Here is a 26535-nt window from a genome sequence, read left to right as displayed (position 1 = left end):
CCGGCCTCATCGCAGGCAAGCCCGCCCCCACAGGTACCGCACAATCCTGTAGGAGCGGGCTTGCCCGCGATGAGGCCAGAGTTGATTCACACGCGCTCCAGCTCCAGCGTTTTCCCGAACACCTTCGCCACCCCCTCCTGGTGCGTCACCGCCACCACCGTACACCCCGGCAGTTCGCGCTTGAGCATTTCCAGCAACCCTTGCGCACTGCCGACATCCAGCTGGCTGGTCGCCTCGTCCAGGTACAACGTATCCGGCCGGTACAACAACGCCCGCGCCAGGCTCACCCGCTGCTGCTCACCGCCAGACAGCACACGCTCCCACTCGGCCTGCTTGTCCAACTGCCCGATCAGCCCGCCCAAACCGACCTTGCCCAGCACATCGACCAACAGCATATCGTCGATCGACCGCACTTGGGGATAAGCCAGCAAGCCGCGCAAGCTCATGTGCGGCATGTAGGGCTTTTGCGGCAACAACAAGCTGCGCCCCGGCGGCAGCTGCCAGTCACCCTGGCAGTAAGGCCACAGCCCCTGCAGGGTGCGCAGCAAGGTCGACTTGCCCAGCCCGCTGCGCCCGCCCAGGCGCACCCACTGGCCCTGCGCCACACGCAGGTCGAGGCCACGCAGCATCGTGCTGCCATCTGGCCGGCAAAGCGTCAGCCCGCGCATGCACAGGCAGTCACCGTGTGCTGCCGGGGTGGCCTGTTGCCGGCTTGCCGCAATCGCCTGCTCGAACTGCTCCAGCCGCTGCAACGCCGCGCTCCAGCGCACCAGCTTGTTGTACAGTTTGATGAACCAGCTGAGCGAGCCATGCACGGCGTTGAAGGCACTGCGGATCTGCATCAGCCCACCGAGGGTGATGGTCTTGGCCATGAATGCCGGCAGCGCGGCGAACACCGGGATAATCAGGCTCAAACGCTCGTAGGAGACGGTGAACAGGCTGAGGTTACGCTCGCGCCCCATCAACTGCCGCCAATTGTCGGCGATGGCGCGAAAGCGTTCGGCCAGCTGCTCGCGCTCGACGGCCTCACCCCGGTATAGAGCAATCTGCTCGGCATGGTCGCGCTTGCGCAGCAGGCTGGCGCGAAAATCCGCCTCGCGGTGTTCACGCTCGTAGTTGAGCGCATGCAGCGGCTTGCCGATCAGGTGAGTGAGCAGGCTACCGATCAAGGTGTAGGCCAGCACGAGCCACAGCAGATAGCCATGCACCGTGAAACGCTCCCCGAACAGGCTGAAGGTCTGCACCCCCGACAGGTTCCACAGGATCACCACGAACGCGCCAACCTGCGCGAGGTTGATCACCAGCGAAGCGACCAGCTCGATGCTCAAGCCAACCATCAGGTCGACGTCCTGGGCGATACGCTGGTCGGGGTTGTCCGGCTCGCCGGTCAGCCCAAGGCGGTAGAAGGCCTGGTCGGCCAGCCAGGCGTCGGTCAGGCGCCCGGTCATCGCCTGGCGCCAGCGCAGCTCCAGCCCTTTGCGGATGTAGTCCATGGCCACGATGATCAGCACATAGCTGCCCAGGTACAGCGCGTACTCGCCGACCAGGCCGTACAGCCCCGTTGTGTCGAACGCGGCCAAGGTGTCGTAGAAGGTTTTGCTCCAGCTGTTGATCAGCACATTGATCTGCACCACCAGCAAACCCAGGCCGATCACCGCCGCCAGCATCAGCCATGCCACCCATTGCCGGCGGTCATGCCAGAACGGGCGGCTCAGGCGGTAGAACGTGCGCAAGGTATTCACAAGGCCTGCTCCAGCGCGGCGGGCGATGGCAGCAGGCGCAGCTGCACCTGGTTGGCGGCTGGGAATAGCTGCCGCGCCATTTGCTGCATGGTCGGCAGGGTCAACGCTTCGGGCAACCTGGCCTGTTCGCTGAGGTAGCGGGGGTCTTGCCAGTGGCGCTCGCTGAGGATCAGGCGCTTGAACTGGGTTTGCGGGTCTTCGCGGCGCTTGGCTTCCTGGCGGTTCAGTTCGTGGCGTGTGGTCATCAGCCACTGCTCATCCACGCTCAAACCGGCCAGGGTCTTCTGCGCCAGCGCCCAGAGTTCGTCCACCCGCGCCGGGTCGCAAGTGAAGCTCAGCGTACTTTCGATACGCTGCGAATCGGGGTCAAGCTGTGCATCGAAGCTCAGGCGATACACCCCCGAGGCTTCACCGCGCAGCTGCTGCTTGAGCCGTTGGTTGGCGAGGTCGCGCAGCAGCGCTACGCGCATGGCCGCTTGTGGTTGCCAGGCTTGAGGTAGGTAGCTGCTGGCGTGCAGAACGGCCCGCGGCTCCAGCGCGATGGCCAGGTCTGTGCGGCGCTGGCCAGGCTGCTGTACGGCCGGTTGCGCGTTTGCCGCAGCGCCGCGCGGCAGGTTGGCCAGGTAACCGCGTACCAGCGGTTCGAGCTGCTCTGCGGGCACGTCGGCCATCAGGTAATAGGTCACGGGGGCGCTGGCAAGGCGCTGCCAGTCGGCCTGCAACTGCTCGCGGTCCAGCTGTTGCAGCGCTAGCGGGTCGGGGCTTTGCCAATGATCGGCGCCGTACTTGAGTACGCGCTGCGCGCTTTCCTGGCGTGAACGTACATCTGCGGGGCTGCTGCGCACCCGCTGCAGCAGGTCGTTGCGCGCTTCGTCGAACAACGTCGGGTCGATGCCCGCCAGCTGGCTCAGGCGATAGCTCTGCAACAAGGCCGGCAGTTGCTCGGGAGCACCGCTGAGGTTCAGCTGCAGGCGCTGCGGCTGATGCTCCAGGCCGAGCGTGGCCCGCTGTGCCTGGCGCCACGCTTGAGCGCCATCCGGCCCGCTGCGCACAGCCAGTTGCGCAGCCATCTGCAGGCGCCAGGCTGGCGCATCGGCAAGGCGGTAGCCTGCGGATGATTCGGCCTGTAGCAGCCAGTTGCCGTCCGGGCCGTTGCGGCGCAGCCACACCAGCTTGTCACCGTTGCCCAGGGCCCAGTGCTCGACGTGCTCGGCGGCGAACGCCTGGCGCCCGATGATTTGCCCGGCTGGGCCCGGTGCATCGGGCTTGTAGGTTGCCACGGTGGGGGCGTCAGTGCGCTGCTGCGCAGGTGCGGGCAGGGCCTGGCTGGCGATCTGCACCTGCAATGCCTCGAGCGCCGCAACAGTTGGCACCTCGACCTCCGACTGCCTGGGCACGCTGAACTGCAGCACGCGGTCGGCACTGCCTAGCCAATGCTTCAGCCTGCCGTTGAGGTCGTCGAGGTCGATGCCTGGCAACACCTGCAGATAGCGTCGCGCTGCAGCATGGCGTTCGACCACGCTGCCTTCAGGCGCCGTGGCGTTGGTGAGCTGCTCGACCCATTGCTCGAACGTACGTGGCGTGTGGTTGGCCAGGGTCTTGTCGCCCAAGGCGCTGATATGCGCCCGCTCGTGTTCGAAGTCCTGCTCGCTGAACCCATGCTGGCGCAAGCGCTCGATCTCGGTCAGCAACTGGCGCAACGCTTGTTCGTGCTGCAGGCCTTCTACGCCAGCAGCGATGCCGAGCACCGTCGACTGGCTGCCGATCAGGGTTTTCTGCGCGGTCAAACTGCGCACACCCGCCTGCCTGGGCTGACGACGCAAGTTGTCGACCAGCGCGGCCAGGGCCATGCGGTCGATCAACCGCTCACGCATGGCCGCGCGGCTGGTACCGCGGCTTTCCGGCTCGTGCAGGCGCAGCAGCAGCGACACCTGGCTGCTGCCGGATTGAGGGTCCTGCAGGCGGAAGATCTTCAGCTGGCCATCCAATGGCAGGTCGCGATGCCCGCGCGGCGGTACCGCGCCGCCTCGCGCTTTACCGAAGGCCGTTTCGATTTGCGCCAGCATCGCTCCAGGCTCGAAATCGCCCACGGCTGAAATGACCATGTTCGACGGCTGGTACCAGGTGGCCTGGAACGCTTGCAGGTTGGCCAGCCTGGCTTCTCGGATAGCCGCTTCGTTGCCGATGGTGCGGTGCGCCGGGTAGCGCGAACCGACGCGTTGCGATGCCGTGCGCTGTTCGTTCATGCGCTGCGCCACACCCAGCCCGCCACGCCATTCCTCGATGACGATCGGCCGTTCGCGCTCGAGGTCCGCCGCGCTGTAGTCGCCGGCGAACGCCATGTCGGCCAGCACCTGCAGGGCCTGCGGCGCCTGGCGCATGCCCGATGGCGGGCTGAGCATGTACTGGGTACGCTCGTAGTTGGTCATGGCGTTGAAGTGCCGGCCTTGCACCCAACCCAGGCCGACCATGCGTGCGCGCACGTTTTCGGCGTGCCCGGCACGGCTGTGGAACACCAGGTGCTCGACCAGGTGGGCGACACCGACCTGGTCGTCGGCCTCGTCCACGGAGCCGGCGTTGACGGTCATGCGCAGGTCGAGCCTGCCGGGCTGGGCCGACTCGCGCACCAGGCGGTATCGCATGCCGTTGGCCAGGGTGCCTTGAGTGACCTGGGGATCCCAGGGCAATGGCGCGTCAGGTTCAGGCAGCGACGCGCAGGCGCCGAGCAGCAGCGGGCCGAGCAGGCCCGCGAGAAGCTTTTTCATCAGGGTGTCCACGGTTTTTTTCAGGGATCAGAAGCGGTAGCCGACTTCCAGCCAGTACTGGCGGCCGACTTCGTAAGTGGTCCGGGCGGTGCTGCTGTTGCTGACGATAGGGTTGACCTTGTCGGTGACGTTGGTCACATCCACAGCCACGAACAGCGCCTGTTCTTTTGCCGTGGGGATCTCCCACTTGACGCGCATGTCCCAGGTTGGGGCGGCGGCCACCGAGGCGGTGTCGTAGACGCGCAGGGCCTCGCCGTCGATATCTTCGGTGCGGCCAGTGTCGATGATCTGCTCGTAGGCGCCGCGGTAACGGAAGAAATTGCTGATGCTCAGGTGCCAGCTGGGGATCTCGGTGATGGTGGTCAACCGCGCTGTCCATGGGCGGTTGAAGTCGCTGGCCGGCAGCTCGCTGTACGCCAGGCGTTTGCCATCGTAGATCACGTCGTCATCGGCGTATTCAGCTTCGCTGAAGCCGCTTTCGTAGGTGCTGTAGGCATTCTTGCTGCGCGACCAGTCCAGCGCCAGCTGCAGGCTGGTGATGCTGCCCAGCACGCGGAACGACTGATTGGGGGTGATCGTCAGCGAAACATTGTCGCTCTCGCTGGCGCCGGCGTTGACGTAGGTGTAGTAGATGCTCTGGTAGCCATCGACGGGGTCGAGGCCGAGCGTACGCGACGAGGTGCGTACCACTTGGTCGTTACCCTTGCGGTGCACGTACTTCAAGCGGAAGTCGGTGTTCAGCCAGCGCTGCTCCAGGCCCAGCATCAACTCGTCGTCGTAGGGGATGTTCATGTCCGAGAAGCGGTTGGTATTGAGCACCTGACGCCCCACCCACGCGCCGTCCTGGCTGGCCCGGGTGTAGGTAGTGTTCAGGGCCTGGCGGCCATCGGCCAGGCGGTACTTGAACAGGTTGCGCCCGTAGTAGCGGTTGGCGCCGAATACCAGCACGGTGCTGCGGTCGCCGAAGAAGTCGTAGTCACCGGCAAAGCGCGGCGAAACGGTCTTCTGCTTCATGTAGTCGTCGCCCTCAAAGCGCAGGCCCGGGCGCAGGCTGAGCTTGCCGATCTGCATCTGGTCGTCGATGAAGAAGGCGTAGGCGTTTTCGGTCAGGTCGATCTTGCCGGCGTTGTACTGGGTACGGATGCTGCCCCACTGGCGGGTGTCGCCGTTGAGCAGCGGGCTGACCGAGCACCATGGGTCGCTGCCCGCGCAACCTGTGCCGTTGTCGCGCTTGAAGGTGTTGACGCCCTGCCCGGTCTCTTCGCGCTCCCACACGGCGTGTTGCTGCGAAACCTCAAGGCCCGTGGTGATGCCGTGACTGACACCGGCGAAGTCGAAGGTCTGCCATTCGCCTTTGAGGGTGTAATCGATGCCACGCTGGGTCTGGTCGAGGTTGCCGAAGGCGCCTTCGCCGCTTTTCGCGGTGTTGCTGCTGGGGTTGCCCCAGTTCTTGGCGTCGGAGTACCACCAATTTACGGTGTCTGTTTCATCGGACTCACGCGAGCTGTACAGGTTGGTCAGCGCCAGGGTATGGGTCCAGCGCGCCTGGTCACCTTCCCAGATCGCCTTCAGCGAGCCCTGCCAGCCACCGTTCTTGTTGGTGAACCCGGAGTTCAGGAAGTTCTCGCGGAAGAACACGTTCTCTTGGGGCGCCTGGATGAACGAGCTTTCCACGGTCAGCCGATCGTTGACGTCCCAATATGTCTTGAGCATGTAGTTGTCGAGCTGGCGGGTCTGGTCTTCGCGGCTGTCGGCATTGGGGCTGGTGTAACCGTTCTCGTAGCGGTTGAGCGGGATCACCGAACGGCGCTGGGAAAAGCTCAGGACGGCGCCGAAGTTGTCGGTGAGGTGGCCTTCGAGCATGCCGCGCAGGGTGGTTTTCTCGAACTCGGGCTGGTACTGCTCGGAGGACGAGTTGGCGAAGCTTTCCTGGTCCTGCTCGGTGATGTGATAACGCGTCCACTCCGAGCGGCTGATGCCGTAGGAAAACTTGCCGTGCAAGCCCTTGCTCGGGCGGCGGGTGATGGCATCGATCACACCACCATTGAAGCCGCCGTACTCCGCCGGCACGTTGCTGTCATAGACCTTCACTTCCTGCAGCAGGTCGGCGTCCAGGGCGATGCCGTGGGGGTTGCTGGGCGCGGCGTCGAACTGGCGGTTCTCGCTGTAGCCGTGGGCGCCGGGGTCTAGGTCGTTGTTGATCGAGATGCCGTCGATCATGAAGTTGTTCTGGTAGAACTTGGCGCCATTGATGCTGATGTCGGCGGGGTCGATCTCGCCTGGGGTGTTGGAGCTTTTCTGCGCGCCGGAAAACTGCACGCTGGGGTGCATCTGCAGCAGCGTGGTGATGTCGCCGTTGGCACCGGGGAAGGCACGGATGGCCTTGCCGCTGATGACCGTGGCGCCCATGTAGCCGTTGCCTTCGGTGTCGCCCAGCACCAAGGTGTCATGCAGCTCCAGCGGGCCGGCGTCGGCTTCGCTGTGCAGCAGGCGCAGGCTGATCACATCACCGTCCGTGTCCCAGGTCAGCCCGCTACCTGAGAGCAGCCGCGACAGTGCCGCCTCGCTGCTGAAGTTTCCCTGCACCGGGTTGCCCAAGGCGCCCTCGAGCAATTGCGCATCAGCGCTGACCTGCAGCCCGCTCTGCTGGCCGAAGGCGATCAGCGCGCCAGCCAGTTGCTGCGCCGGGATGGCGAAGGCATGTACCTGCGCCAATTGCGCGGGCGCCTCGGTGGCCCACAGCAGCGGCGCGGGCAGGAGCCCACCCAGGCCCAGCAGCCCACTGCCCAACACGCATTTCAGGCGCAACGACCAACCCCGCGCGCTGCGCGGCTTCCGGCTTATTGTTTGTGTCATGCCACATCCCCGCCCCGGGCAACTGCCGGAACCAAAATTGAATACGAATCGCTATCAGTTGTTGCGCGCGGGGGAGAAGACGGGGCAATACGAGGAATTTTCAGAAAATTCAGGAAATATTTTTGCAGGTGGGGGGCCGCTGAGCAGCGGCCCGGCGGCTCAAGGCTTGCTCAGCACCAGCAGCCAAGGCCCGTAGCTGTGCACGTCACCGCCGTGGGGACGAAGCACAGCCCGCAAGGCAGCCTCAGGCTTGCGCAGGTCATACACACCGGTAACACGCTTGTCGCCCAGTGCATCATCGCGCAGCAACACCTTACCCGGCAGGTACCGCGCCAGTTCTTGCACCAATTCGGCGACACGCTGGTTATCGGCAATCAACTGCCCCTGGCGCCAAGCCGCCACTTGCGATGGCACGAGGGTGTTCACCTGTACGAGGCCATCGACATAACGCAGCCGTTCACCGGCCGTGAGCGCATCCGACAGGACATGCCCATCGACGGCATCCTCGACCCTCACCGAGCCATGCTGCACATCCACCCCCGCCCTGCCCGGCCGTAGCGCGACGTTGAAGGCAGTGCCGGTCACCGTCACTTTTATCGCATCAGCGCGTACGTGGAATGGCTTGGCCTTGTCGGGCATCACCTCGAAGAACGCCTGGCCCGTCAGCAGCTTCACGTCGCGATGATCGCCGGAGTAGTCCACGGCAATAGCGGTGTCGCTGTCCAGCTGCACCACGCTGCCATCTGCCAACGTCACATCGCGGGTCTCGCCTTGGGCGGTGCGGTAGTCGGCCTGCAGGCGCAGGCTCAGCGAAGGTGCTATGGCCACCATCAGGCAGGCCGCCACCGCTGCACTCAACCACCAGCGCCGGGCAGGCTTTTTCCTGGGCAGCTGTAGCACCCTGGCGGTCGCAGGTTGCTCGGGCCACTGCTCGGCGGTGGCAGGCGCCAGCTGGCCGGTCAGGCGCCACACCCGCTCGGCCTTGCCGTAGGCCTGGGCATTGGCCACATCGCTGGCGCACCACTGCGCCAGCTCGGCACGCAGTTGCGCATCGTGCGGCGCCTGCTGGATGCGCAGGAGCCAGTCGAGGGCTTGGTCGCGGCGGCTGGATACGCGGTCTGCTGACGTCATGTCCGGCAAGTCTCCAGGGGGCTCGGGGGCGCGAAGGGTCGCACAGAGTCGGCCCATTGAGCAAAGGACGCGCCAGCAGCAGGCATTTTCACAGGTCGTCCTCCAGCTGTGCCATGCAATGGCGCAAGGCATCGTGGACCAACTGGTGCACCAGGCTCACCGAGACGTTCAGGTGGGCGGCCACCTGCTGCAAGGTGAAGCCACCGAGGCGGTGCATTTCGAAGGCCAGGCGGGTGCGCTCAGGCAACGCCTGGAGGGCACGGTTGATGGCGGCGAGCTCATCCTGCTGGGTGATGGTCTGTTCGGGCGAGGCGGTGCTGGAAGGCAACTCGGCAAGCATCTCGTCGCCACCGGGCTGGGCCTTTTCGGTTGCCGTGCGGCGGGTCTGGTCCAACGACAGGTTACGGACGATGCGATAGAGATAACTGGCCGGGTGGCGGATATCGGCATCGCTGTCCTGGCGGCTGAAGCGCAGCCAGGCTTCCTGTACCACGTCTTCGGCACGGGCGCGGCAACCCACGATTGGCGCGCAATAGTCGACCAGTGCTGCCCGGTGGGCGAGGTAGAGCTGCAGTTTGTCGTCCGCCACGGGGTGGTGTGCCAAGCGATTTCGGGGGCGGCGATGTTACCTGTAGTCGAGAATCATTATCAACCAATGATGCAGCGTTGCCCTCTTGGCCCTCATCGCCGGCAAGCCGGCTCCCATAGGTAGCGCACCGATCTCACGCCTTGCGGTGAATCCTGTGGGAGCCGGCTTGCCGGCGATTGGGCTGCAAAGCAGCCCCGAAGCCTTAAAGCCTCACGCTGGCAAACGTCGACTCGTTACGCGCCTGGCTCAGTGCAGCCATCGGCCCGCTGTGCGGCGACAGGGTCATGGCCTGCGGAATCGGCATCATTGCCACCTGCTGCGCGGTATTGGAGCCTACGCGCTCATCCCGCGGCGGAATACCGAAGTACTCGCGGTAACACTTGGAGAAGTGCGGCGTGGAAACGAAGCCGCACACCGACGCCACTTCGATGATCGACATCGGCGTCTGCTTGAGCAGCTGCCGTGCGCGGATCAGGCGCAGCTTCAGGTAATAGCGCGATGGCGAGCAGTGCAGGTACTTCTGGAACAAGCGCTCGAGCTGGCGCCGCGACACGGCCACATACACCGCCAGTTCGTCCAGGTCGATCGGCTCTTCCAGGTTGGCCTCCATCAGCGCGACGATTTCCTGCAGCTTCGGCTGGTTGGTGCCAAGCATGTGCTTGAGCGGCACGCGCTGGTGGTCCTGTTCGTTGCGAATACGCTCGTAGACGAACATCTCGGAGATCGCCGCGGACAGCTCGCGACCATGATCGCGGCTGATCAGGTGCAGCATCATGTCCAGCGGCGCGGTGCCGCCGGAGCTGGTGAAGCGGTTGCGGTCGAGGGTGAACAGGCGCGTGCTCATATTGACCCGCGGGAAGGCCTCCTGCATCGCGGCCAGGCACTCCCAGTGCACGCTGCAATCGAAGCCGTCGAGCAGGCCGGCACAGGCCAATGCCCAGCTGCCGGTGCACACCGCACCCAAGCGGCGCGACTGGCGGGCCTGGGCCTGCAGCCAGGTAACGTGCTCACGGGTAACGGTGCGCTGGATGCCCACGCCGCCGCAGACGATCACGGTGTCGATCGGCGGCGCGCTGTGCATGGCGGCATCGGGGGTGATCTGCAGGCCATCGCTGGCCCACACCTGGCCGCCATCCACGGTCAGCGTGTGCCAACGGTACAGCTCACGGCCGGACAGCTGGTTGGCCATGCGCAGCGGCTCGACGGCCGACGCCAGGGAAATAAGGGTGAAATTGTCCAGTAGGAGAAAACCGATGGACTGGGGTGCTGTGCGGTTCTGGGTTGGGTTCCCGGAGGTGTACGACGTCATCGCGATTTCTCCTCACACAAATGCAGGGTGTGCCTCAGGCGGGCACTGATTTCTTGTTATGACCCCCCGGTCAGTTTCCGAGGGGTAGGTTGCCAATCTCAACGCAAACGCCGTGCCGGAAGTTGAACAGCCATTCGAAAACTCCTGAAAACGACGCCTTTGCTGAGCAATTCAGGGGCTTGCGATGCGTTTGCCAGGCGGCGCAAACCGGCGAGCTAGCGCCTCTCGTGTAACCGTTGAGCACTTTGGTGACACGCGCAGTGTAGGTTTCCCAGAAACGACACTCTTGAGTGTCACCGACAATGCCCACACTGATCACGACACCCGACGATCGGTAGATGCACAAACGCCCCATAACGGGGCGTCGTGTCGAGAATAGCGCGAGATCAGCGCATCAACATTCGATGGCGCTGACCGCCAGCCCACCGCGCGAAGTCTCTTTGTATTTGTCGTGCATGTCGGCCCCGGTATCGCGCATGGTGCGGATGACCTGGTCGAGCGAGATGAAGTGTTCGCCGTCACCACGCAGGGCCATCTGCACGGCGTTGATGGCTTTGACTGCAGCAATCGCATTGCGCTCGATGCACGGCACCTGCACCAGGCCACCGACCGGGTCGCAGGTCAGGCCAAGGTTGTGCTCCAGAGCGATCTCGGCCGCGTTCTCCACCTGCCCCGGCGTGCCGCCCAACACTTCGGCAAGGCCCGCCGCCGCCATGGCGCACGCTGACCCGACTTCACCCTGGCAGCCGACTTCGGCACCGGAAATCGAAGCGTTCTTCTTGCACAGGATGCCCACCGCCGCGGCGCCGAGGAAGAAGTCGACCACGCTGGACTCATCGACCTCGTCACTGAAGCGCATGTAGTAGTGCAGCACCGCCGGGATGATGCCGGCGGCGCCGTTGGTGGGTGCGGTGACCATGCGCCCGCCGGCGGCGTTCTCTTCGTTGACCGCCAGCGCGAACAGGTTGACCCACTCCATGGCGCTCATGGTCGAGCCAATCACATTAGGCTTGCCGATCTCCTGCAGGCTGCGGTGCAACTTGGCGGCACGGCGGCGCACGTTCAGCCCGCCGGGCAGTGTGCCCTCGTACTTGAGGCCGTTGTTGACGCACTCCTGCATGGCTTCCCAGAGCTTGTGCAGGCCCGCGCGGATTTCCGCCTCGCTGCGCCAGACCTTCTCGTTGGCCATCATCAATTGCGACACGCTGAGGTCGTTTTGCTTGCACAGGCGCAGCAGCTCGGCGGCGCTGTTGAAATCGTACGGCAGCACCGTCTGGTCGGCGTCCAGCACGCCGCTGGCAGCCTGCTGCGCATCGACCACGAAGCCGCCGCCCACCGAGTAGTAGGTGTCACGGTGCAGCTCGCCTTGCTCGCCTTCGGCGATCAGGGTCATGGCGTTGGGGTGGTACGGCAGGTTTTCGTCCAGCAGCAGCATGTCGCGGGCCCACACGAATTCGATGGGCAGGCGGTTATCCAGCTTGAGGATGTTGGTTTCGCGCAGGTCGGCGATGCGCGGGACGATCTGGGTCGGGTCGATGGCGTCGGGCCAATCGCCCATCAAACCCATGATGGTGGCGTTGTCGGTGCCGTGGCCGATGCCAGTGGCCGACAGCGAACCGTACAGCCGCACCTCGATACGTTTCACCTGCGCCAGCTCCCCGCGTTCACGCAGGCCCTGAACGAACAAAGCACCCGCACGCATGGGGCCGACGGTATGCGAGCTGGAGGGCCCGACACCGATCTTGAACAGGTCGAACACGCTGATGGCCATTGTCGCTTCACCTCTTGCTGGGCTTGTCTCTGCGCGCCATGCGCAGGGCGGGGCAACTGCTAGGCTGAAGCTGCGAGCCGCCACGAATGCAAGCATCATCGGGCTTTTACGCACCCCCTCGCCGTCTGCAACCGACGTAATTTTGTCCAGCAGCGCCGCGCTGTTTTGGCCATTTGTGCGCCGCTTTTCAGCGCTTGAGTGACGGAAAAATGCGCCGGTCGGGGTGGATAAATCCATAAGCGACATCGCCCTCACTGGATGCGACCCGTTGCGTACTGGATACGACCCCACCAGTAGGCGATTGCCCGGCGCTGGAGGATTATCGAAAGCGACTCGTATTGCACGGCCTCGCAACCTGCCCTCTGCAGGCCTGGTCGACCGGACCCTGAGAAAGCCCCGGCGGCCCCCGCGAACCCGAAGATAAAATCACAGGAGTCCATCCATGAAAGGTTCACCCTCGCTGTTGCTGGTCGCGTTGCTGTCCGCACCGTTACTGGCCCAGGCTGCAGAACCCGAGCAGTGCCAGACGGTGCGTTTCTCCGATGTCGGCTGGACCGACATCACCGTTACCACAGCGACCACCAGCGTCGTGCTCGAAGCCTTGGGTTACAAGACCCACACCACCATGATCTCGGTACCGGTGACCTACAAGTCGCTGGCCACCGGCAAGGACCTGGACGTGTTTCTCGGCAACTGGATGCCGACCATGGAGAACGACATCAAGCAGTACCGCGACGCCGGCACTGTAGAAACCGTGCGCGCCAACCTGGAAAACGCCAAGTACACCTTGGCCGTGCCACAGGCGCTGTACGACAAGGGCCTCAAGGATTTTGCCGACATTCCCAAGTTCAAGAAGGAACTGGACGGCAAGATCTACGGCATCGAGCCTGGCAACGACGGCAACCGCACCATCCAGAGCATGATCGACAAGAACGCCTTCGGCCTGAAAGACGCCGGTTTCAAGATCGTGCAGTCGAGCGAGGCCGGCATGTTGTCGCAGGTCGACCGGGCGCAGAAACGCGGGGATGCCATCGTGTTCCTGGGTTGGGAACCCCACCCGATGAACACCCGGTTCAAGATGCAGTACCTCACCGGCGGGGATGATTTCTTCGGCCCCGACTACGGCAAGGCCACCGTGCTGACCAACACCCGCAAGGGCTATGCGCAGGAGTGCAGCAACGTTGGCCAACTGCTGAAGAACCTGTCGTTCGAGCTCAAGGATGAAAGCACCATGATGGGCTATGTCCTGGACGACAAGATGAAACCCGAGGCTGCCGCGCAGAAGTGGCTCAAGGACAACCCAGGCAAGCTTGACGCCTGGCTGGCCGGGGTAACCACCGTGGACGGCAAACCCGGCCTTGAGGCGGCCAAAGCCAAACTGACGCAATAACGCAAGACGCTCAAGCAACACCGCGGGGCGGGACCGTGCCCGCCCCGGACTGATTTCAATCTTTGCAGGTGGAAGCTCGCTATCATGCTTATCGATCAGAAAATACCCCTGGGTCAGTACATCGCGTCGTTCGTCGAATGGCTGACCCAGAATGGCGCCGCTTATTTCGACGCCATCGCCCAAGGCCTGGAATTCATGATTCATGGGGTCACCAGCACCCTGACCTGGTTCAACCCGTTCGTCCTCATTGCCCTGTTCGCCGGCCTCGCGCACTTGATCCAGCGCAAATGGGCGCTGACCGTGTTCGTTGCGCTGTCCTTCCTGCTGATCCTCAACCTGGGTTACTGGCAGGAAACCATGGAGACCTTGGCGCAGGTTACCTTCGCCACGGTGGTGTGCGTGGCCATCGGCGTGCCGCTGGGCATCGTCGCCGCACACAAGCCGATGTTCTATACCGCCATGCGCCCGGTCCTCGACCTGATGCAAACGGTGCCGACCTTCGTCTACCTGATCCCTACCCTGACCCTGTTCGGCCTGGGTGTGGTACCCGGGCTGATCTCCACGGTGGTGTTCGCCATCGCCGCGCCCATCCGCCTCACTTACCTGGGCATCTGCGACGTGCCGCAAGAGCTGCTCGACGCCGGCAAGGCCTTTGGCTGCTCACGCCGCCAGCTGCTGACCCGCATCGAACTGCCCCACGCCATGCCGAGCATCGCTGCCGGGGTTACCCAGTGCATCATGCTGTCGCTGTCGATGGTGGTGATCGCCGCCCTGGTGGGCGCCGACGGCCTGGGCAAACCCGTGGTCAACGCACTGAACACCGCCGATATCTCCCTGGGCTTCGAAGCGGGCCTGGCGATCGTGCTGCTGGCGATCATGCTCGACCGTATCTGCAAGCAACCGGAAGCCACGGTAAGGGGTGAAGCATGAGCATCATTCGTTTCGAAGACGTCGACGTCATCTTCTCCAACAAGCCGCGCGAGGCACTGGCGCTGCTGGACCAAGGCAAAACCCGCGAGCAGATCCTCAAGCAGACGGGCCTGGTGGTCGGCGTCGAAAAGGCCAACCTGGACATCAACAAGGGCGAGATCTGCGTGCTGATGGGGCTGTCCGGTTCGGGCAAGTCGAGCCTGTTGCGCTGCATCAACGGCCTCAACACGGTCAGCCGCGGCAAGCTGTTCGTCGAGCACGAAGGCAAGCACATCGACATCGCCCACTGCACCCCGGCCGAACTGAAGATGATGCGCACCAAGCGCATCGCCATGGTGTTCCAGAAGTTCGCCCTGATGCCTTGGCTGACGGTGCGCGAGAACATCAGCTTTGGCCTGGAAATGCAGGGCCGCCCTGAAAAGGAACGGCGCAAGCTGGTGGACGAGAAACTCGAGCTGGTGGGCCTGACCCAGTGGCGCAACAAGAAGCCGGACGAGCTTTCCGGCGGTATGCAGCAGCGCGTGGGCCTGGCCCGGGCGCTGGCGATGGATGCCGACATCCTGCTGATGGACGAACCGTTCTCCGCGCTCGACCCGCTGATCCGCCAGGGCCTGCAGGACGAGCTGCTGGAGCTGCAACGCAAGCTGAGCAAGACCATCGTATTCGTCAGCCACGACCTGGATGAGGCACTGAAGCTGGGCAGCCGCATCGCCATCATGAAAGACGGCCGGATCATCCAGTACAGCAAGCCCGAAGAGATCGTGCTTAACCCGGCGGACGAGTACGTGCGTACGTTCGTCGCCCACACCAACCCGCTGAACGTGCTGTGCGGCCGCAGCCTGATGCGCACGCTGGACAACTGCAAGCGGATCAATGGTTCGGTGTGCCTGGACCCTGGCATCGATTCGTGGCTGGACCTGGGCGAAGGCGGTTCGCTGCAGCGTGCACGCCAGGGGCAGAACGGGCTGGACCTGCAAAACTGGGCGCCGGGTGAGGATGTGGAGTTGCTGGAGCGTCGGCCGACGCTGGTGAATGCCGATATCGGCATGCGCGAGGCGCTGCGGATTCGCTATCAGACCGGCAACAAGCTGGTGTTGCAGGATAACGACAAGGTGGTGGGGATTCTTGGGGATACCGAGCTTTACCACGCGTTGCTCGGCAAGAACCACGGGTGAAGCTATTGGGGCCGCTTGCGGCCCATCGCCGGCAAGCCGGTTCCCACAGGGCCGGCGTACACTGTACCTGTGGGAGCCGGCTTGCCGGCGATGGGCTGCGCAGCAGCCCCAATTACTGGATCAGCGAACCACGATCCCGCGCGAAGCCATGTAGGCCTTGGCCTCCGGCACGGTGTACTCACCAAAGTGGAAGATGCTCGCCGCCAGTACCGCGCTGGCATGCCCTTCCAGAATCCCGTCCGCCAGATGCTGCAGGTTGCCTACACCACCCGAGGCAATGACCGGAATGCCCAGCGCATCGCTGATGGCACGGGTTACACCGAGGTCAAAGCCGTTCTTCATGCCATCCTGATCCATGCTGGTCAGCAGGATCTCACCGGCACCCAGGCCTTCCATCTTCTTCGCCCACTCGACGGCATCCAGCCCGGTCGGCTTGCGCCCACCGTGGGTGAAGATCTCCCAGCGCGGCGCTTCGCCAGGGGCGGAAACCTTCTTGGCATCGATGGCCACCACAATGCACTGCGACCCGAAACGGTCGGCAGCTTCACCCACGAACTCGGGGTTGAACACTGCGGCGGTGTTGATCGAAACTTTGTCGGCCCCGGCATTGAGCAGGTTGCGGATGTCTTGCACGGTACGCACGCCGCCACCCACGGTCAGCGGGATGAACACCTGGCTGGCCATACGCTCGACGGTATGCAAGGTGGTGTCGCGGCCATCGACACTGGCGGTGATGTCGAGGAAGGTGATTTCGTCGGCACCCTGCTCGTTGTAGCGACGGGCGATCTCCACCGGGTCGCCGGCGTCACGGATGTTCTCGAACTTGACGCCCTTGACCACCCGGCCGTTGTCCACGTCCAGGCAAGGGATGATGCGCTTGGCCAGTGCCATGGTTCAGTCCTCAGCCTTGGTAGTTGTCGCAGAAGGCCTGGGCCTCGGCGACATCCAGAGTGCCTTCGTAGATGGCGCGGCCAGTGATGGCGCCGACGATGCCTGGCGCCTTGGCGTCCAGCAGGGCCTTGATGTCACCCAGGTTGTGGATGCCACCGGAAGCGATCACTGGAATGCGCGTGGCTTCGGCCAGGGCCTTGGTGAACGGCACGTTGCAGCCCTGCATCATGCCGTCCTTGGCGATGTCGGTGTAGACGATCGCCGAGACGCCATCGGCCTCGAAACGCTTGGCCAGGTCGATGACCTGCACCGAGCTCACTTCAGCCCAGCCGTCGGTGGCAACGAAACCGTCCTTGGCATCCAGGCCAACGATGACCTTGCCCGGGAACGCCTTGCACGCTTCGGCGACGAATTCTGGCTGTTTGACCGCCTTGGTGCCGATGATCACGTAGCTGACGCCGGCCTTGACGTAGTGCTCGATGGTTTCCAGCGACCGGATGCCGCCGCCGATCTGGATCGGCAGGGTCGGGTAACGCTTGGCGATGGCGGTAACCACTTCACCGTTGACCGGCTGGCCTTCGAAGGCGCCGTTGAGGTCGACCAGGTGCAGGCGGCGGCAGCCACCCTCGACCCATTTGGCGGCCATGCTCACCGGGTCGTCGGAAAATACCGTGGAGTCTTCCATGCGGCCCTGGCGCAGGCGCACGCAAGCGCCGTCCTTCAGATCGATAGCGGGGATAATCAGCATCTTGGGAACCTGTCTATTTGTTGGGTTTCAGGGCTTCTCGAGTGCCCACAGGTCGCTTTCGATGCTCTCGAACCGCTCCTTGAGGTGCAGTTGAACATCGGCAATCGCCCTGTTGTAGTAATGAGGTGCAATTTCTTTGCTGAACAGGTCGAGGACTTCGGCCACCTCGAACGACCCCAGCTGCAGCTCGAAGCGGTCTTCCAGGAAGCGCTTCAAGGTGTCGAGCGCCTCGCGCTCCTGCTCTGCGGCCAGGGTGATGACCGGGGCCTTGGCCTTCGACCTGCTCATTTACCAGCGCCCGTCCCAGGCGACGAAGTTCTGCAGCAGCTGCAGGCCATGGGTATGGCTCTTCTCCGGGTGGAACTGCACGGCAAAGCGCGAACCGTCGGCCAGCGCGGCGGCGAAGTCGACGCCATAGTGGCCGCGGCCGACCACCTGGCCCGGCTTGCCGGCATTGATGTAGTAGCTGTGCACGAAGTAGAAACGCGCGCGGTCAGAAATGTCGTGCCACAGCGGGTGGTCGATGGTCTGGGCGACTTCGTTCCAGCCCATGTGCGGCACCTTCAGGTGCTCGCCGTCTTCACGCAGGTCTTTGCCGAAAAAGCGCACGTTGCCTGGGAACAGGCCGATGCAATCGACACCGTCGTTTTCTTCGGAATGGTCGAGCAGCGCTTGCATGCCGACGCAAATGCCGAGGAACGGGCGGTCCTGGCTGACTTCACGCACCAGGCTGTCGAAGCCCAGGCGGCGGATTTCGGCCATGCAGTCGCGAATCGCACCCACGCCGGGGAACACCACACGGTCAGCCTCGCGGATTACCGCGGCATCGCTGGTGACCAGCACCTTGCCGGCGCCGACGTGCTCAAGCGCCTTGGCCACCGAGTGCAGGTTGCCCATGCCATAGTCGATTACGGCTACCGTCTGCATTTACAGGCATCCCTTGGTGGATGGCATCTGCCCGGCCATGCGCTCGTCGAGGGTCACGGCCATGCGCAGCGCGCGGCCGAAAGCCTTGAACACGGTTTCGATCTGGTGGTGGGTGTTGTGGCCACGCAGGTTGTCGATGTGCAGGCTCACCAGGGCGTGGTTGACGAAGCCCTGGAAGAACTCCTGGAACAGGTCGACATCGAAGCCACCGACCGTGGCACGGGTGTACGGCACGTGCATCTGCAGGCCTGGGCGGCCGGAGAAGTCGATGACCACGCGCGACAGCGCTTCGTCCAGCGGCACATAGGCATGGCCGTAGCGGAAGATGCCTTTCTTGTCGCCAATGGCCTGGGCGAATGCCTGGCCCAGGGTGATACCGACGTCTTCGACGGTATGGTGATCGTCGATATGCAGGTCACCCTTGCACTCGATATCCAGATCGATCAGCCCGTGTCGGGCGATCTGGTCGAGCATGTGTTCAAGGAAAGGCACGCCGATATCAAATCGAGCCTTGCCACTGCCATCGAGGTTGATCGAGCACTTGACCTGGGTTTCCAGGGTATTGCGCTCGACGGAAGCCTTACGTTCGACCATCACCAGCTCCGCAAAATCATTGGGCGAAAAGGGCTCCATTATATGCCCAGAACGCTCAAGCTTGAAACGCGGATGACATATGGCAATGCAAGGGGCTGCTTTGGCTCCCACAGAGACCCCACAAAATTCGTGCACTGTAGAGAAACCTGTGGGAGCCGGCTTGCCGGCGATGAGGCCATGACAGCCAGCCAATCAGCTGGCTGTCATGCCCCTCAGTGGAACAACACCGCCGTCTTCTGCAGGGTAATCCACACCCCCCAGGCCAGCGGAACAACCACCACGGCCCAGGCAATCAGCACCAGCGGCAGGCTGCCCGGCGCGGCATGCCATTCCAGCGAGCGCGCACCGTCGGCACCTTTGTCGTGGCTCAGCGCACGCTCGGCCGCCAGTTGTGCATCGCTCATGAAGTGCTTGTCGGCCACCGGGCGCACCAGCAAGTTGCAGATGAAGCCCAGCACCAGCAGGCCAGCGAGGATGTGCAGGGTCATATCATAAGCCGCTGCACGCTCCACACCTGCTGCCAGCTGGTACTCGCGCAGGTAGGTGATCAGCACCGGGCCAAGCACGCCGGCAGCGGCCCAGGCCGTCAGCAGGCGACCGTGGATGGCGCCGACCATCTGCGTGCCGAACAGGTCGGCCAGGTAGGCCGGCACCGTGGCGAAACCACCGCCGTACATGGACAGGATGATGCAGAAGGCCGCCACGAACAGCGCCACGTTCCCCAGGTGGCCCATGTTCGGCACCAGGCTGTAGAGGCCAACGCCCAAGGCGAAGAAGGCGAAGTAGGTGTTCTTGCGGCCGATGTAGTCCGAGAACGACGCCCAGAAGAACCGCCCACCGATGTTGAACAGGCTGAGCAGGCCGGTGAAGCCGGCCGCGATGGCGGCAATCTGTGCCAGCTGCGAGGCATTCAGCTCACTGAAAGTCAGCTCGTTGCCCAGCAGCTTGCCGGCAAACACTTCCTGCAACAGCGGCGAGGCCATGCCGAGGATGCCGATGCCCGCCGACACGTTCAGGCACAGTACCAGCCAGATCAACGCAAACTGCGGGGTTTTCCACGCCACACTGACGTGCACATGGCGGTCGGTGACCATCGCGTTGGCTTTTTTCACCGGTGCGGTCCAGCCTTCCGGTTTCCACCCGGTAGGCGGCACGCGATAGGCCAGGGCGCCAGCCGTCATGAACACGAAGTAGATCGCCGCCATGGCGACGAAGCTCTGCCATACGCCGACTTCATGCTCGTTGCCGAAGTGGCCCATCAGCGCAGTGGCCAGCGGGGCGCCGACCATTGCGCCGCCGCCGAAGCCCATGATCGCCATGCCGGTGGCCATGCCGCGCTTGTCCGGGAACCACTTGATCAAGGTCGAGACCGGCGAGATGTAACCCAGCCCCAGTCCGATGCCGCCGATCACCCCAGAGCCCAGCCACATCAGCCAAAGTTGGTGGGTTTTCACGCCAATCGCCGAAATCAGCATGCCGCCGCACCAGCACAGCGCCGACACCAGGCCAGCCTTGCGTGGGCCGGCGTGCTCCAGCCAGCCGCCCAGCACGGCTGCCGAACAGCCGAGGAAGACGAAGAACAGGGTGTAGATCCAGCTGAGCATGGAAATCGGCCAGTCGCACTCGGCGCTGAACATTCGGGCGATGAAGCCCATGTCAGCCGAACAGGCGACCGGTGCGGTGATGCCGATGGCCTGCGACAGCGGCAGCCAGAATACGGAGAAACCGTAGGCCATGCCGATGCACAGGTGAATGGCCAGCGCCGCTGGGGGGACCAGCCAGCGGTTGAAGCCCGGGCGGGCGATGATGCGCTCCTTCGACAGGAAGCCGGGCGCGCTGGCGGCCGCCCCTGCCGTGATACTGCTGTTCATGGATTCGATCCTTTTGTAGGTAGACGGTGCTTGCGGATTGAATGCCCGGCTCTTCTGAATGCACGTGAGGCGTGGCCGTTGCATGGCAACGCGCCGCGACAATGGGTCGCGGGCGCTTCGAAAGCGGCGCAAGAGTACCAGTTCGCCTATGACATGGAAGCAATCTGATATCGTTATTTTTTCCCCGGCTGAAACGGTAGTGCACGCAGGTCAGCGCAAATGAACTGCCCGAACCACAGCTGTCGAAAGCCGCAACATCTGATCTATTTGTAGGAAATGCCCTGTATCTCTTGTCTGATACTCAGGGCCCACCGCTGCGGCGCTATACTCTGCCGCTTGAAATTCAAATACGGACTACAAGGACTCGCCCATGAAAGCGTTCGGCAAAATCCTGGGACTGGGGCTTCTCGGGTTGCTGCTGATCATCGTGGCGCTGGGCTTCGCCCTGACCCACCTCTTCGATCCCAACGACTATAAAGACGAGATCCGCCAGTTGGCGCGCGACAAGGCCCATGTCGAGCTGACCCTCAACGGCGATATCGGCTGGAGCCTGTTCCCGTGGCTGGGCCTGGAACTGCACGAGGCCAGCATCGCCACGCTGAACAAGCCCACCGAGCCTTTCGCCGACCTGCAGATGCTCGGCCTGTCGGTACGCGTGCTGCCCTTGCTGCGCCGCGAAGTGCAGATGAGCGATGTGCGCGTCGAAGGCCTGAACCTGACCCTGGCCCGTGATGAACAGGGCCATGGCAACTGGGAAGACATCGGCAAGCCGCTGCCGGCGAAGGACGGCGCAGCCGCCAGCACCCCAGCGCCCGCCGAACAGCCAGGTGCGCCGGCAGAAAGCAGCAGCGAGCGCACGGTGAAGCTGGACATCGACAGCCTCACCGTGAACAACGCCCGCGTGCAGTACACCGATGCCAAGACCGGCAAGAGTTACAGCGCCGAAAGCATCCAGCTGAGCACTGGCCCGGTCCACGAAGGTGCGAACATCCCGCTCAAGGCCAGCGCCTTCCTCAGCGCCAGCCAGCCGAACCTCAAGGCGCGTACGGAGCTTGCCGGCGAGCTGCGCTTCGACCGCAAGCTCAAGCGCTACAACTTCGAGGACATGCGCCTTACCGGCGAAACCTCGGGCGAGCCGCTGGCCGGCAAGACCATGACCTTCGCCGCCCAGGGCCAAGTGCTGGTCGACATGGCGGCCAATGTGGCGTCGTGGAACGGCCTCAAGATCTCCGCCAACCAGCTGCGAGCCCTGGGCGAGCTGAACCTGCGCGACCTGGACAAGGCGCCGCAGCTCAGCGGCGGCCTGTCCATCGCCCAGTTCGACCTGCGCACCTTCCTCGACGGCATCGGCCACCCGCTGCCGGCCACCAACGATCCCGCTGCCTTCAACAAACTGGAGCTGGTCAGCCGCCTGCAAGGCACGCCGAACAGCCTGGCACTGGAAGACCTGGCGGTAAAACTGGACGACAGCACCTTCAGCGGCCGTGTTGCCGTCGAAGACTTCGCCAAGCAAGCCCTGCGCGTTAAGCTCAAAGGCGACAAATTCGACGCCGACCGTTACATGCCGGCCAAGAGCGAAGAAGCCAAGGGCGCCACCGCGGCGCGCCAGAACGAGGTCAAGCAACAGGAAGCCAGCGCCGTGGCCGGGGCAGGCAGCTCGCCGCTGCCGAACGCGCCGACCCAGGTGGCCTGGAGCAACGACAAGCTGCTGCCGGTTGATCGCCTGCGCGCCCTCGACCTGCAGGCCGACCTGGCCTTCGGTTCGCTGACCCTCGACAAGTTGCCAATCAGCGACGCGCAACTGCAGGCGACCGGCCAAGGCGGCCTGGTCACCCTGCAAACCTTGCGCGGCGGCCTTTACAACGGCAGCTTCGAGGCCAAGGGCACCGTCGACGTGCGCCCTGCCGTGCCGCAGATCGGCCTCAACACCAAGATCAACCGAGTACCGGTTGAGCACTTCATCAAGGCTGAAGACAAAGATCAGGCCCCGCCGGTAAAAGGCCTGCTGACCCTGACCAGCGATCTGACAGCCACCGGTAACAGCCAGAAGGCACTGGTCGACACCCTCAACGGCAGCGCAAACTTCACCATCAACGACGGCGTGCTGGTCAACGCCAACCTGGAGCAGCAACTCTGCCAGGCCATCGCCACCCTCAACCGCAAGTCGCTGAGCGGCGAGCCGCGCGGCAAGGACACACCGTTCGAAGAACTGCGCGGCAGCCTGGTGATCCGCAACGGCGTGGCCAGTAACCCGGACCTCAAGGCACGCATCCCCGGCTTGACCGTCAACGGCCACGGCGACCTCGACCTGCGGGTGCTGGGCATGGACTACAACGTGGGTGTGGTCGTTGAAGGTGACCAGCGCGCCATGCCCGACCCAGCCTGCCAGGTTAACGAGCGCTACGTCGGCGTCGAAGTGCCGCTGCGCTGCCGTGGCCCGCTGGAGCTGGGTGCCAAGGCCTGCCGCCTGGACCAGGACGGCCTGGGCAAGGTTGCCGCCAAGCTGGCCGGCAACCGCCTGAAAGACAAGATCGATGAAAAGCTCGATGAAAAACTCGGAGACAAAGTGAGCCCAGAACTGAAAGACGCGCTCAAGGGGCTGTTCAAGCGATGACCCCTGCGCAGTTCTCCAGCGCCGTGCTGGATTGGTACGACCAGCACGGCCGGCATGACCTGCCCTGGCAACAGGGCATCAACCCTTACCGGGTGTGGGTGTCGGAAATCATGCTGCAACAGACCCAGGTCAGCACCGTGCTGAACTACTTCGACCGCTTCATGCAGGCGCTGCCTACCGTGCAGGCCCTGGCCGAAGCGCCGGAAGACGAGGTGCTGCACCTGTGGACCGGCCTGGGTTACTACACCCGCGCGCGCAACCTGCAGAAGGCCGCGAAGATCGTGGTCGAGCAGCATGGCGGCGAATTCCCACGCAGTGTCGAGCAGCTTACCGAGCTGCCCGGCATCGGCCGCTCGACTGCGGGCGCCATCGCCAGCATCAGCATGGGCATCCGTGCGCCGATCCTGGATGGCAACGTCAAGCGCGTGCTGGCCCGCTACACCGCGCAGGCCGGCTACCCGGGCGAGCCCAAGGTGGCCAACCAGCTGTGGGCCACCGCCGAGCGCTTCACCCCGCCCACCCGCGCCAACCATTACACCCAGGCGATGATGGACATGGGCGCCACGCTGTGCACACGCAGCAAGCCCAGCTGCCTGATATGCCCGCTGCAGCGCGGTTGCGAGGCGCACCTGCACGGTGAAGAAACCCGCTACCCCGAGCCCAAGCCGCGCAAGGCCCTGCCGCAGCGCCGCACACTGATGCCGCTGCTGGCCAACCACGAAGGCGCGATCCTGCTTTACCGTCGCCCTTCCAGCGGCCTGTGGGGCGGGCTGTGGAGCCTGCCCGAGCTTGAAGATATCCAGCAGCTCGATGACCTGGCCTACCAGCACGGCTTGCGCCTGGCAGAAAGCCGTGAACTGGATGGCCTGACCCACACATTCAGCCATTTCCAGCTGGCGATCGAGCCGTGGCTTGTGCGTGTCGACCCGGTCGGCCAGCACGTGGCCGAGGCCGACTGGCTCTGGTATAACCTCGCCACCCCGCCGCGCCTGGGCCTCGCCGCCCCGGTCAAGAAGCTGCTCAAACGCGCGGCCGACGAACTGATTGCAGGAGATGCCCGATGACCCGTACCGTGATGTGCCGCAAGTACAACAAAGAATTGCCAGGCCTGGAGCGCCCGCCCTACCCCGGCGCCAAGGGCCAGGACATCTTTGATCACATCTCGCAGCAAGCCTGGGCCGACTGGCAGAAACACCAGACCATGCTGATCAACGAAAAGCGCCTGAACATGATGAACGCCGAGGACCGCAAGTTCCTCCAGGCCGAGATGGACAAGTTTTTCGCCGGCGAAGACTACGCCCAGGCGGAAGGCTACGTTCCCCCGGCCGAATGACCCCAAAAATCGTAAGCGACGGAATTAATTTAAAATTTTTTCAAAAAGTCGTTGACGAGCGGTCTGGAAATCTATTTAATTCACCTCGTCGCCCAGATAGCTCAGTCGGTAGAGCAGAGGATTGAAAATCCTCGTGTCGGCGGTTCGACTCCGTCTCTGGGCACCACCTTCAAGCTTCTGGTGGTTGCAAAGTTACCCGAAGCGACAACAAGAAACCCGCCTAGTGCGGGTTTTTTGTTGTCTGGATTTTTTCATTCTCTTCTGCCTCACTTCTCATTGTTGACCAACATCAACAAGCGCCTTCTCGCTCAAACCCACAATTGCAGACGGACACACGACCCGACCCTGCAAGGACCTCCATGAGCGAAGAAACTCCCCTGCTGCTCCCCGCCCCCGACAGCCCCACGCCAAGCCCCTCGCCAAAACCGCGCCCCCGCCGCCCCCGTCAGCGCAAACCCGAGCCGGCCATCACCCAGATCAGCCAGGCACCGGCCGCGCTGGAAGTGGCCAGCGCACCGAAAGGCAGCAACGAGGACAGCACCTCTGCGCGCCTGCCGGCCAGCTACCCCTACCCCACGCGCATGCGCCGCCAGGAATACGAGACAGCCAAGCACGCGCTGCAGATCGAGCTGCTGAAGGTACAAAGCTGGGTCAAGGAAACCGGGCAGCGTGTGGTGGTGCTGTTCGAAGGGCGCGATGCTGCGGGCAAGGGTGGCACCATCAAGCGCTTCATGGAGCACTTGAATCCGCGCGGCGCGCGCATTGTCGCGCTGGAGAAGCCTTCCGAGCAGGAAAAGGGCCAGTGGTATTTCCAGCGTTACATCCAGCACCTGCCCACGGCAGGCGAAATGGTGTTCTTCGACCGCTCCTGGTACAACCGCGCCGGGGTCGAGAAGGTGATGGAGTTCTGCTCGCCCCTGCAGTACCTGGAGTTCATGCGCCAGGCGCCGGACCTGGAGCGCATGCTGTGCAACAGCGGCATCCTGCTGTTCAAGTACTGGTTCTCGGTGAACCGCGAGGAGCAACTGCGCCGCTTCATCTCACGCCGGGATGACCCACTCAAGCACTGGAAGCTTTCACCCATCGACATCAAGTCGCTGGATAAATGGGAGGACTACACCGCCGCCAAAGAGGCGATGTTCTTCCACACCGACACCGCCGATGCACCGTGGACGGTAATCAAATCCGACGACAAGAAGCGCGCCCGGATCAACTGCATCCGCCACTTCCTGCATTCGCTGGATTACCCCGGCAAGGACCTCAGTGTTGCGTATGCGCCCGACGCACAATTGGTAGGGCGCGCCTCACGCGGTTTCGAGGAAGATGAGCTGGCACCGCAAGCCTGAAGGCTTAGAAGTTAGCGATGGCACTGCAATAGTCCGCCTTGCGCTTGGGCACTTCCCGCGTGTCGCCCAGGCGCTTGAGTGAACCATCGCAGGCACTGTAGCCATGCACGACAAACTCATAGTCAGCGCCTTTTTCCGGCACGAACGAGAACATCCCCAGGCAGTTCTGCACCCTGTCATACCCCGCCGACTGGCCGCGATCGAGAAAGTGCAGGGTAAAGGGCTTGCCCGCCGGGACCAGCACCTCGCTGACCGCATCCCCCGCCTGCACCGCCGCACTGGCAGGCATACCCAGGCTCTCGCCATTACGGTCGGCGAAGCCTTCGGTGGGCACGGCGATTACCCCCGCGCCAGGGCTGTACCAGTCCACGCAGTCCTTTTCCGGCACAGCACGCACCATGCCATTGGCCACCACCCGCAGCCTTGCGGTATCGCCTGCAACCGGCGAGGCGTAGGGCGTATTGAACGATTTGACCGCAGCCATATTGCCGCAACCACAGAGCGCCGCAGCCAGCAGGCCAAGCGAGAGTGCTGTTTTCATCCGTGAAACCTC

General features: G+C 63.7%; 21 protein-coding genes and 1 tRNA gene. 8 read left to right on the top strand and 14 right to left on the bottom strand.

The genetic code is table 11. From position 1 onward, the window contains the following. Positions 1–86: 86 nt before the first annotated feature. The 7 genes from ACFY68_RS04620 to ACFY68_RS04590 all read right to left on the bottom strand — a co-directional run bounded on the left by ACFY68_RS04620 (position 87) and on the right by ACFY68_RS04590 (position 12163). Positions 87–1742: an ABC transporter ATP-binding protein/permease gene (locus ACFY68_RS04620; RefSeq protein WP_387523734.1), complete on the bottom strand. Its 1656-nt coding sequence runs from the start codon at positions 1740–1742 to the stop codon at positions 87–89. Continuing rightward, the gene (locus ACFY68_RS04615; RefSeq protein WP_387523731.1) at positions 1739–4507 is read right to left on the bottom strand and encodes an insulinase family protein; all 2769 of its coding nucleotides are present in this window, start codon (positions 4505–4507) and stop codon (positions 1739–1741) included. The genes ACFY68_RS04620 and ACFY68_RS04615 overlap by 4 nt, the downstream gene beginning before the upstream one ends. 27 nt (positions 4508–4534) lie before the next feature. Further along, positions 4535–7363: a TonB-dependent receptor plug domain-containing protein gene (locus tag ACFY68_RS04610; RefSeq protein WP_387523728.1), complete on the bottom strand. Its 2829-nt coding sequence runs from the start codon at positions 7361–7363 to the stop codon at positions 4535–4537. Between the two features lie 159 nt (positions 7364–7522). Then, positions 7523–8494: a FecR family protein gene (locus ACFY68_RS04605; protein WP_387523725.1), complete on the bottom strand. Its 972-nt coding sequence runs from the start codon at positions 8492–8494 to the stop codon at positions 7523–7525. Between the two features lie 88 nt (positions 8495–8582). After that, a complete protein-coding gene (locus tag ACFY68_RS04600) occupies positions 8583–9098 on the bottom strand; it encodes a sigma-70 family RNA polymerase sigma factor (RefSeq protein WP_387523722.1) in 516 nt (171 codons plus the stop codon). A 187-nt stretch (positions 9099–9285) separates the two neighbouring features. Next, positions 9286–10392 carry a GlxA family transcriptional regulator gene (locus ACFY68_RS04595; protein WP_346613553.1) on the bottom strand — a complete coding sequence of 369 codons (1107 nt, stop codon included), beginning with the start codon at positions 10390–10392 and terminating at the stop codon, positions 9286–9288. Positions 10393–10786: 394 nt separating this feature from the next. Beyond that, on the bottom strand, positions 10787–12163 hold the full coding sequence (locus tag ACFY68_RS04590) for an L-serine ammonia-lyase (protein WP_387523719.1): 1377 nt from the start codon (positions 12161–12163) through the stop codon (positions 10787–10789). 442 nt (positions 12164–12605) lie between these two features. On the opposite strand from ACFY68_RS04590, the gene ACFY68_RS04585 reads away from it, so the two are divergent. The 3 genes from ACFY68_RS04585 to choV all read left to right on the top strand — a co-directional run bounded on the left by ACFY68_RS04585 (position 12606) and on the right by choV (position 15658). Continuing rightward, on the top strand, positions 12606–13553 hold the full coding sequence (locus tag ACFY68_RS04585; protein ID WP_346613551.1) for a choline ABC transporter substrate-binding protein: 948 nt from the start codon (positions 12606–12608) through the stop codon (positions 13551–13553). A gap of 81 nt (positions 13554–13634) precedes the next feature. After that, positions 13635–14483: a choline ABC transporter permease subunit gene (gene choW / locus ACFY68_RS04580; protein WP_346613693.1), complete on the top strand. Its 849-nt coding sequence runs from the start codon at positions 13635–13637 to the stop codon at positions 14481–14483. Beyond that, complete coding sequence (gene choV / locus ACFY68_RS04575) at positions 14480–15658, top strand: choline ABC transporter ATP-binding protein (protein WP_346613550.1); 1179 nt, start codon at positions 14480–14482, stop codon at positions 15656–15658. The genes choW and choV overlap by 4 nt, the downstream gene beginning before the upstream one ends. 120 nt (positions 15659–15778) lie before the next feature. On the opposite strand, the gene hisF is transcribed toward choV, so the two are convergent. From hisF to ACFY68_RS04545, 6 genes are all read right to left on the bottom strand, one after another. After that, positions 15779–16549 carry an imidazole glycerol phosphate synthase subunit HisF gene (gene hisF, locus ACFY68_RS04570; RefSeq protein ID WP_176509087.1) on the bottom strand — a complete coding sequence of 257 codons (771 nt, stop codon included), beginning with the start codon at positions 16547–16549 and terminating at the stop codon, positions 15779–15781. A 10-nt stretch (positions 16550–16559) separates the two neighbouring features. Further along, positions 16560–17297, bottom strand: a complete 738-nt coding sequence (gene hisA, locus ACFY68_RS04565; protein WP_060494680.1) for a 1-(5-phosphoribosyl)-5-[(5-phosphoribosylamino)methylideneamino]imidazole-4-carboxamide isomerase — start codon at positions 17295–17297, stop codon at positions 16560–16562. A gap of 27 nt (positions 17298–17324) precedes the next feature. Beyond that, positions 17325–17585, bottom strand: a complete 261-nt coding sequence (locus ACFY68_RS04560; RefSeq protein ID WP_387523713.1) for a DUF2164 domain-containing protein — start codon at positions 17583–17585, stop codon at positions 17325–17327. Then, entirely contained in the window at positions 17586–18224 is a 639-nt protein-coding gene (gene hisH, locus ACFY68_RS04555) for an imidazole glycerol phosphate synthase subunit HisH (RefSeq protein WP_346613548.1), read from the bottom strand. Further along, positions 18225–18818: an imidazoleglycerol-phosphate dehydratase HisB gene (gene hisB, locus ACFY68_RS04550; RefSeq protein ID WP_346613547.1), complete on the bottom strand. Its 594-nt coding sequence runs from the start codon at positions 18816–18818 to the stop codon at positions 18225–18227. Between the two features lie 212 nt (positions 18819–19030). Continuing rightward, positions 19031–20689 carry an OFA family MFS transporter gene (locus ACFY68_RS04545; RefSeq protein ID WP_387523709.1) on the bottom strand — a complete coding sequence of 553 codons (1659 nt, stop codon included), beginning with the start codon at positions 20687–20689 and terminating at the stop codon, positions 19031–19033. 370 nt (positions 20690–21059) lie between these two features. Between ACFY68_RS04545 and ACFY68_RS04540 the strand changes: the two genes are divergently transcribed. The 5 genes from ACFY68_RS04540 (at position 21060) to ppk2 (ending at position 25982) form a co-directional block, all read left to right on the top strand. Further along, complete coding sequence (locus tag ACFY68_RS04540) at positions 21060–23303, top strand: AsmA family protein (RefSeq protein ID WP_387523706.1); 2244 nt, start codon at positions 21060–21062, stop codon at positions 23301–23303. Continuing rightward, complete coding sequence (gene mutY / locus ACFY68_RS04535) at positions 23300–24367, top strand: A/G-specific adenine glycosylase (RefSeq protein WP_387523704.1); 1068 nt, start codon at positions 23300–23302, stop codon at positions 24365–24367. The genes ACFY68_RS04540 and mutY overlap by 4 nt, the downstream gene beginning before the upstream one ends. Further along, on the top strand, positions 24364–24636 hold the full coding sequence (locus ACFY68_RS04530; protein ID WP_346613543.1) for an oxidative damage protection protein: 273 nt from the start codon (positions 24364–24366) through the stop codon (positions 24634–24636). The genes mutY and ACFY68_RS04530 overlap by 4 nt, the downstream gene beginning before the upstream one ends. Positions 24637–24726: 90 nt before the next feature. Next, positions 24727–24802 (top strand) — tRNA-Phe (locus ACFY68_RS04525). Positions 24803–24995: 193 nt separating this feature from the next. After that, entirely contained in the window at positions 24996–25982 is a 987-nt protein-coding gene (gene ppk2, locus ACFY68_RS04520) for a polyphosphate kinase 2 (RefSeq protein ID WP_387523701.1), read from the top strand. Between the two features lie 4 nt (positions 25983–25986). Here the strand turns inward: ppk2 and ACFY68_RS04515 are convergent, their stop codons facing one another. Next, a complete protein-coding gene (locus tag ACFY68_RS04515) occupies positions 25987–26523 on the bottom strand; it encodes a hypothetical protein (protein WP_387523698.1) in 537 nt (178 codons plus the stop codon). Between the last annotated feature and the right edge of the window lie 12 nt (positions 26524–26535).

It is taken from the genome of Pseudomonas sp. NPDC012596, from assembly GCF_042902325.1.
Taxonomy (GTDB): domain Bacteria; phylum Pseudomonadota; class Gammaproteobacteria; order Pseudomonadales; family Pseudomonadaceae; genus Aquipseudomonas.
Note: the sequence above shows the minus strand (reverse complement) of the source record. Positions and strands in the feature narration are given on the sequence as shown.

Coding starts and splice junctions, on each gene's coding strand:
- ACFY68_RS04615 (WP_387523731.1), bottom strand. CDS start 4,507: ATGAAAAAGCTTCTCGCGGGCCTGCTCGGCCCGCTGCTGCTCGGCGCC.
- ACFY68_RS04590 (WP_387523719.1), bottom strand. CDS start 12,163: ATGGCCATCAGCGTGTTCGACCTGTTCAAGATCGGTGTCGGGCCCTCC.
- ACFY68_RS04595 (WP_346613553.1), bottom strand. CDS start 10,392: ATGACGTCGTACACCTCCGGGAACCCAACCCAGAACCGCACAGCACCC.
- ACFY68_RS04530 (WP_346613543.1), top strand. CDS start 24,364: ATGACCCGTACCGTGATGTGCCGCAAGTACAACAAAGAATTGCCAGGC.
- ACFY68_RS04605 (WP_387523725.1), bottom strand. CDS start 8,494: ATGACGTCAGCAGACCGCGTATCCAGCCGCCGCGACCAAGCCCTCGAC.
- choV (WP_346613550.1), top strand. CDS start 14,480: ATGAGCATCATTCGTTTCGAAGACGTCGACGTCATCTTCTCCAACAAG.
- ACFY68_RS04515 (WP_387523698.1), bottom strand. CDS start 26,523: ATGAAAACAGCACTCTCGCTTGGCCTGCTGGCTGCGGCGCTCTGTGGT.
- hisH (WP_346613548.1), bottom strand. CDS start 18,224: ATGCAGACGGTAGCCGTAATCGACTATGGCATGGGCAACCTGCACTCG.
- ppk2 (WP_387523701.1), top strand. CDS start 24,996: ATGAGCGAAGAAACTCCCCTGCTGCTCCCCGCCCCCGACAGCCCCACG.
- hisF (WP_176509087.1), bottom strand. CDS start 16,549: ATGGCACTGGCCAAGCGCATCATCCCTTGCCTGGACGTGGACAACGGC.
- mutY (WP_387523704.1), top strand. CDS start 23,300: ATGACCCCTGCGCAGTTCTCCAGCGCCGTGCTGGATTGGTACGACCAG.
- ACFY68_RS04560 (WP_387523713.1), bottom strand. CDS start 17,585: ATGAGCAGGTCGAAGGCCAAGGCCCCGGTCATCACCCTGGCCGCAGAG.
- hisB (WP_346613547.1), bottom strand. CDS start 18,818: ATGGTCGAACGTAAGGCTTCCGTCGAGCGCAATACCCTGGAAACCCAG.
- hisA (WP_060494680.1), bottom strand. CDS start 17,297: ATGCTGATTATCCCCGCTATCGATCTGAAGGACGGCGCTTGCGTGCGC.
- ACFY68_RS04585 (WP_346613551.1), top strand. CDS start 12,606: ATGAAAGGTTCACCCTCGCTGTTGCTGGTCGCGTTGCTGTCCGCACCG.
- ACFY68_RS04540 (WP_387523706.1), top strand. CDS start 21,060: ATGAAAGCGTTCGGCAAAATCCTGGGACTGGGGCTTCTCGGGTTGCTG.
- ACFY68_RS04610 (WP_387523728.1), bottom strand. CDS start 7,363: ATGACACAAACAATAAGCCGGAAGCCGCGCAGCGCGCGGGGTTGGTCG.
- ACFY68_RS04545 (WP_387523709.1), bottom strand. CDS start 20,689: ATGAACAGCAGTATCACGGCAGGGGCGGCCGCCAGCGCGCCCGGCTTC.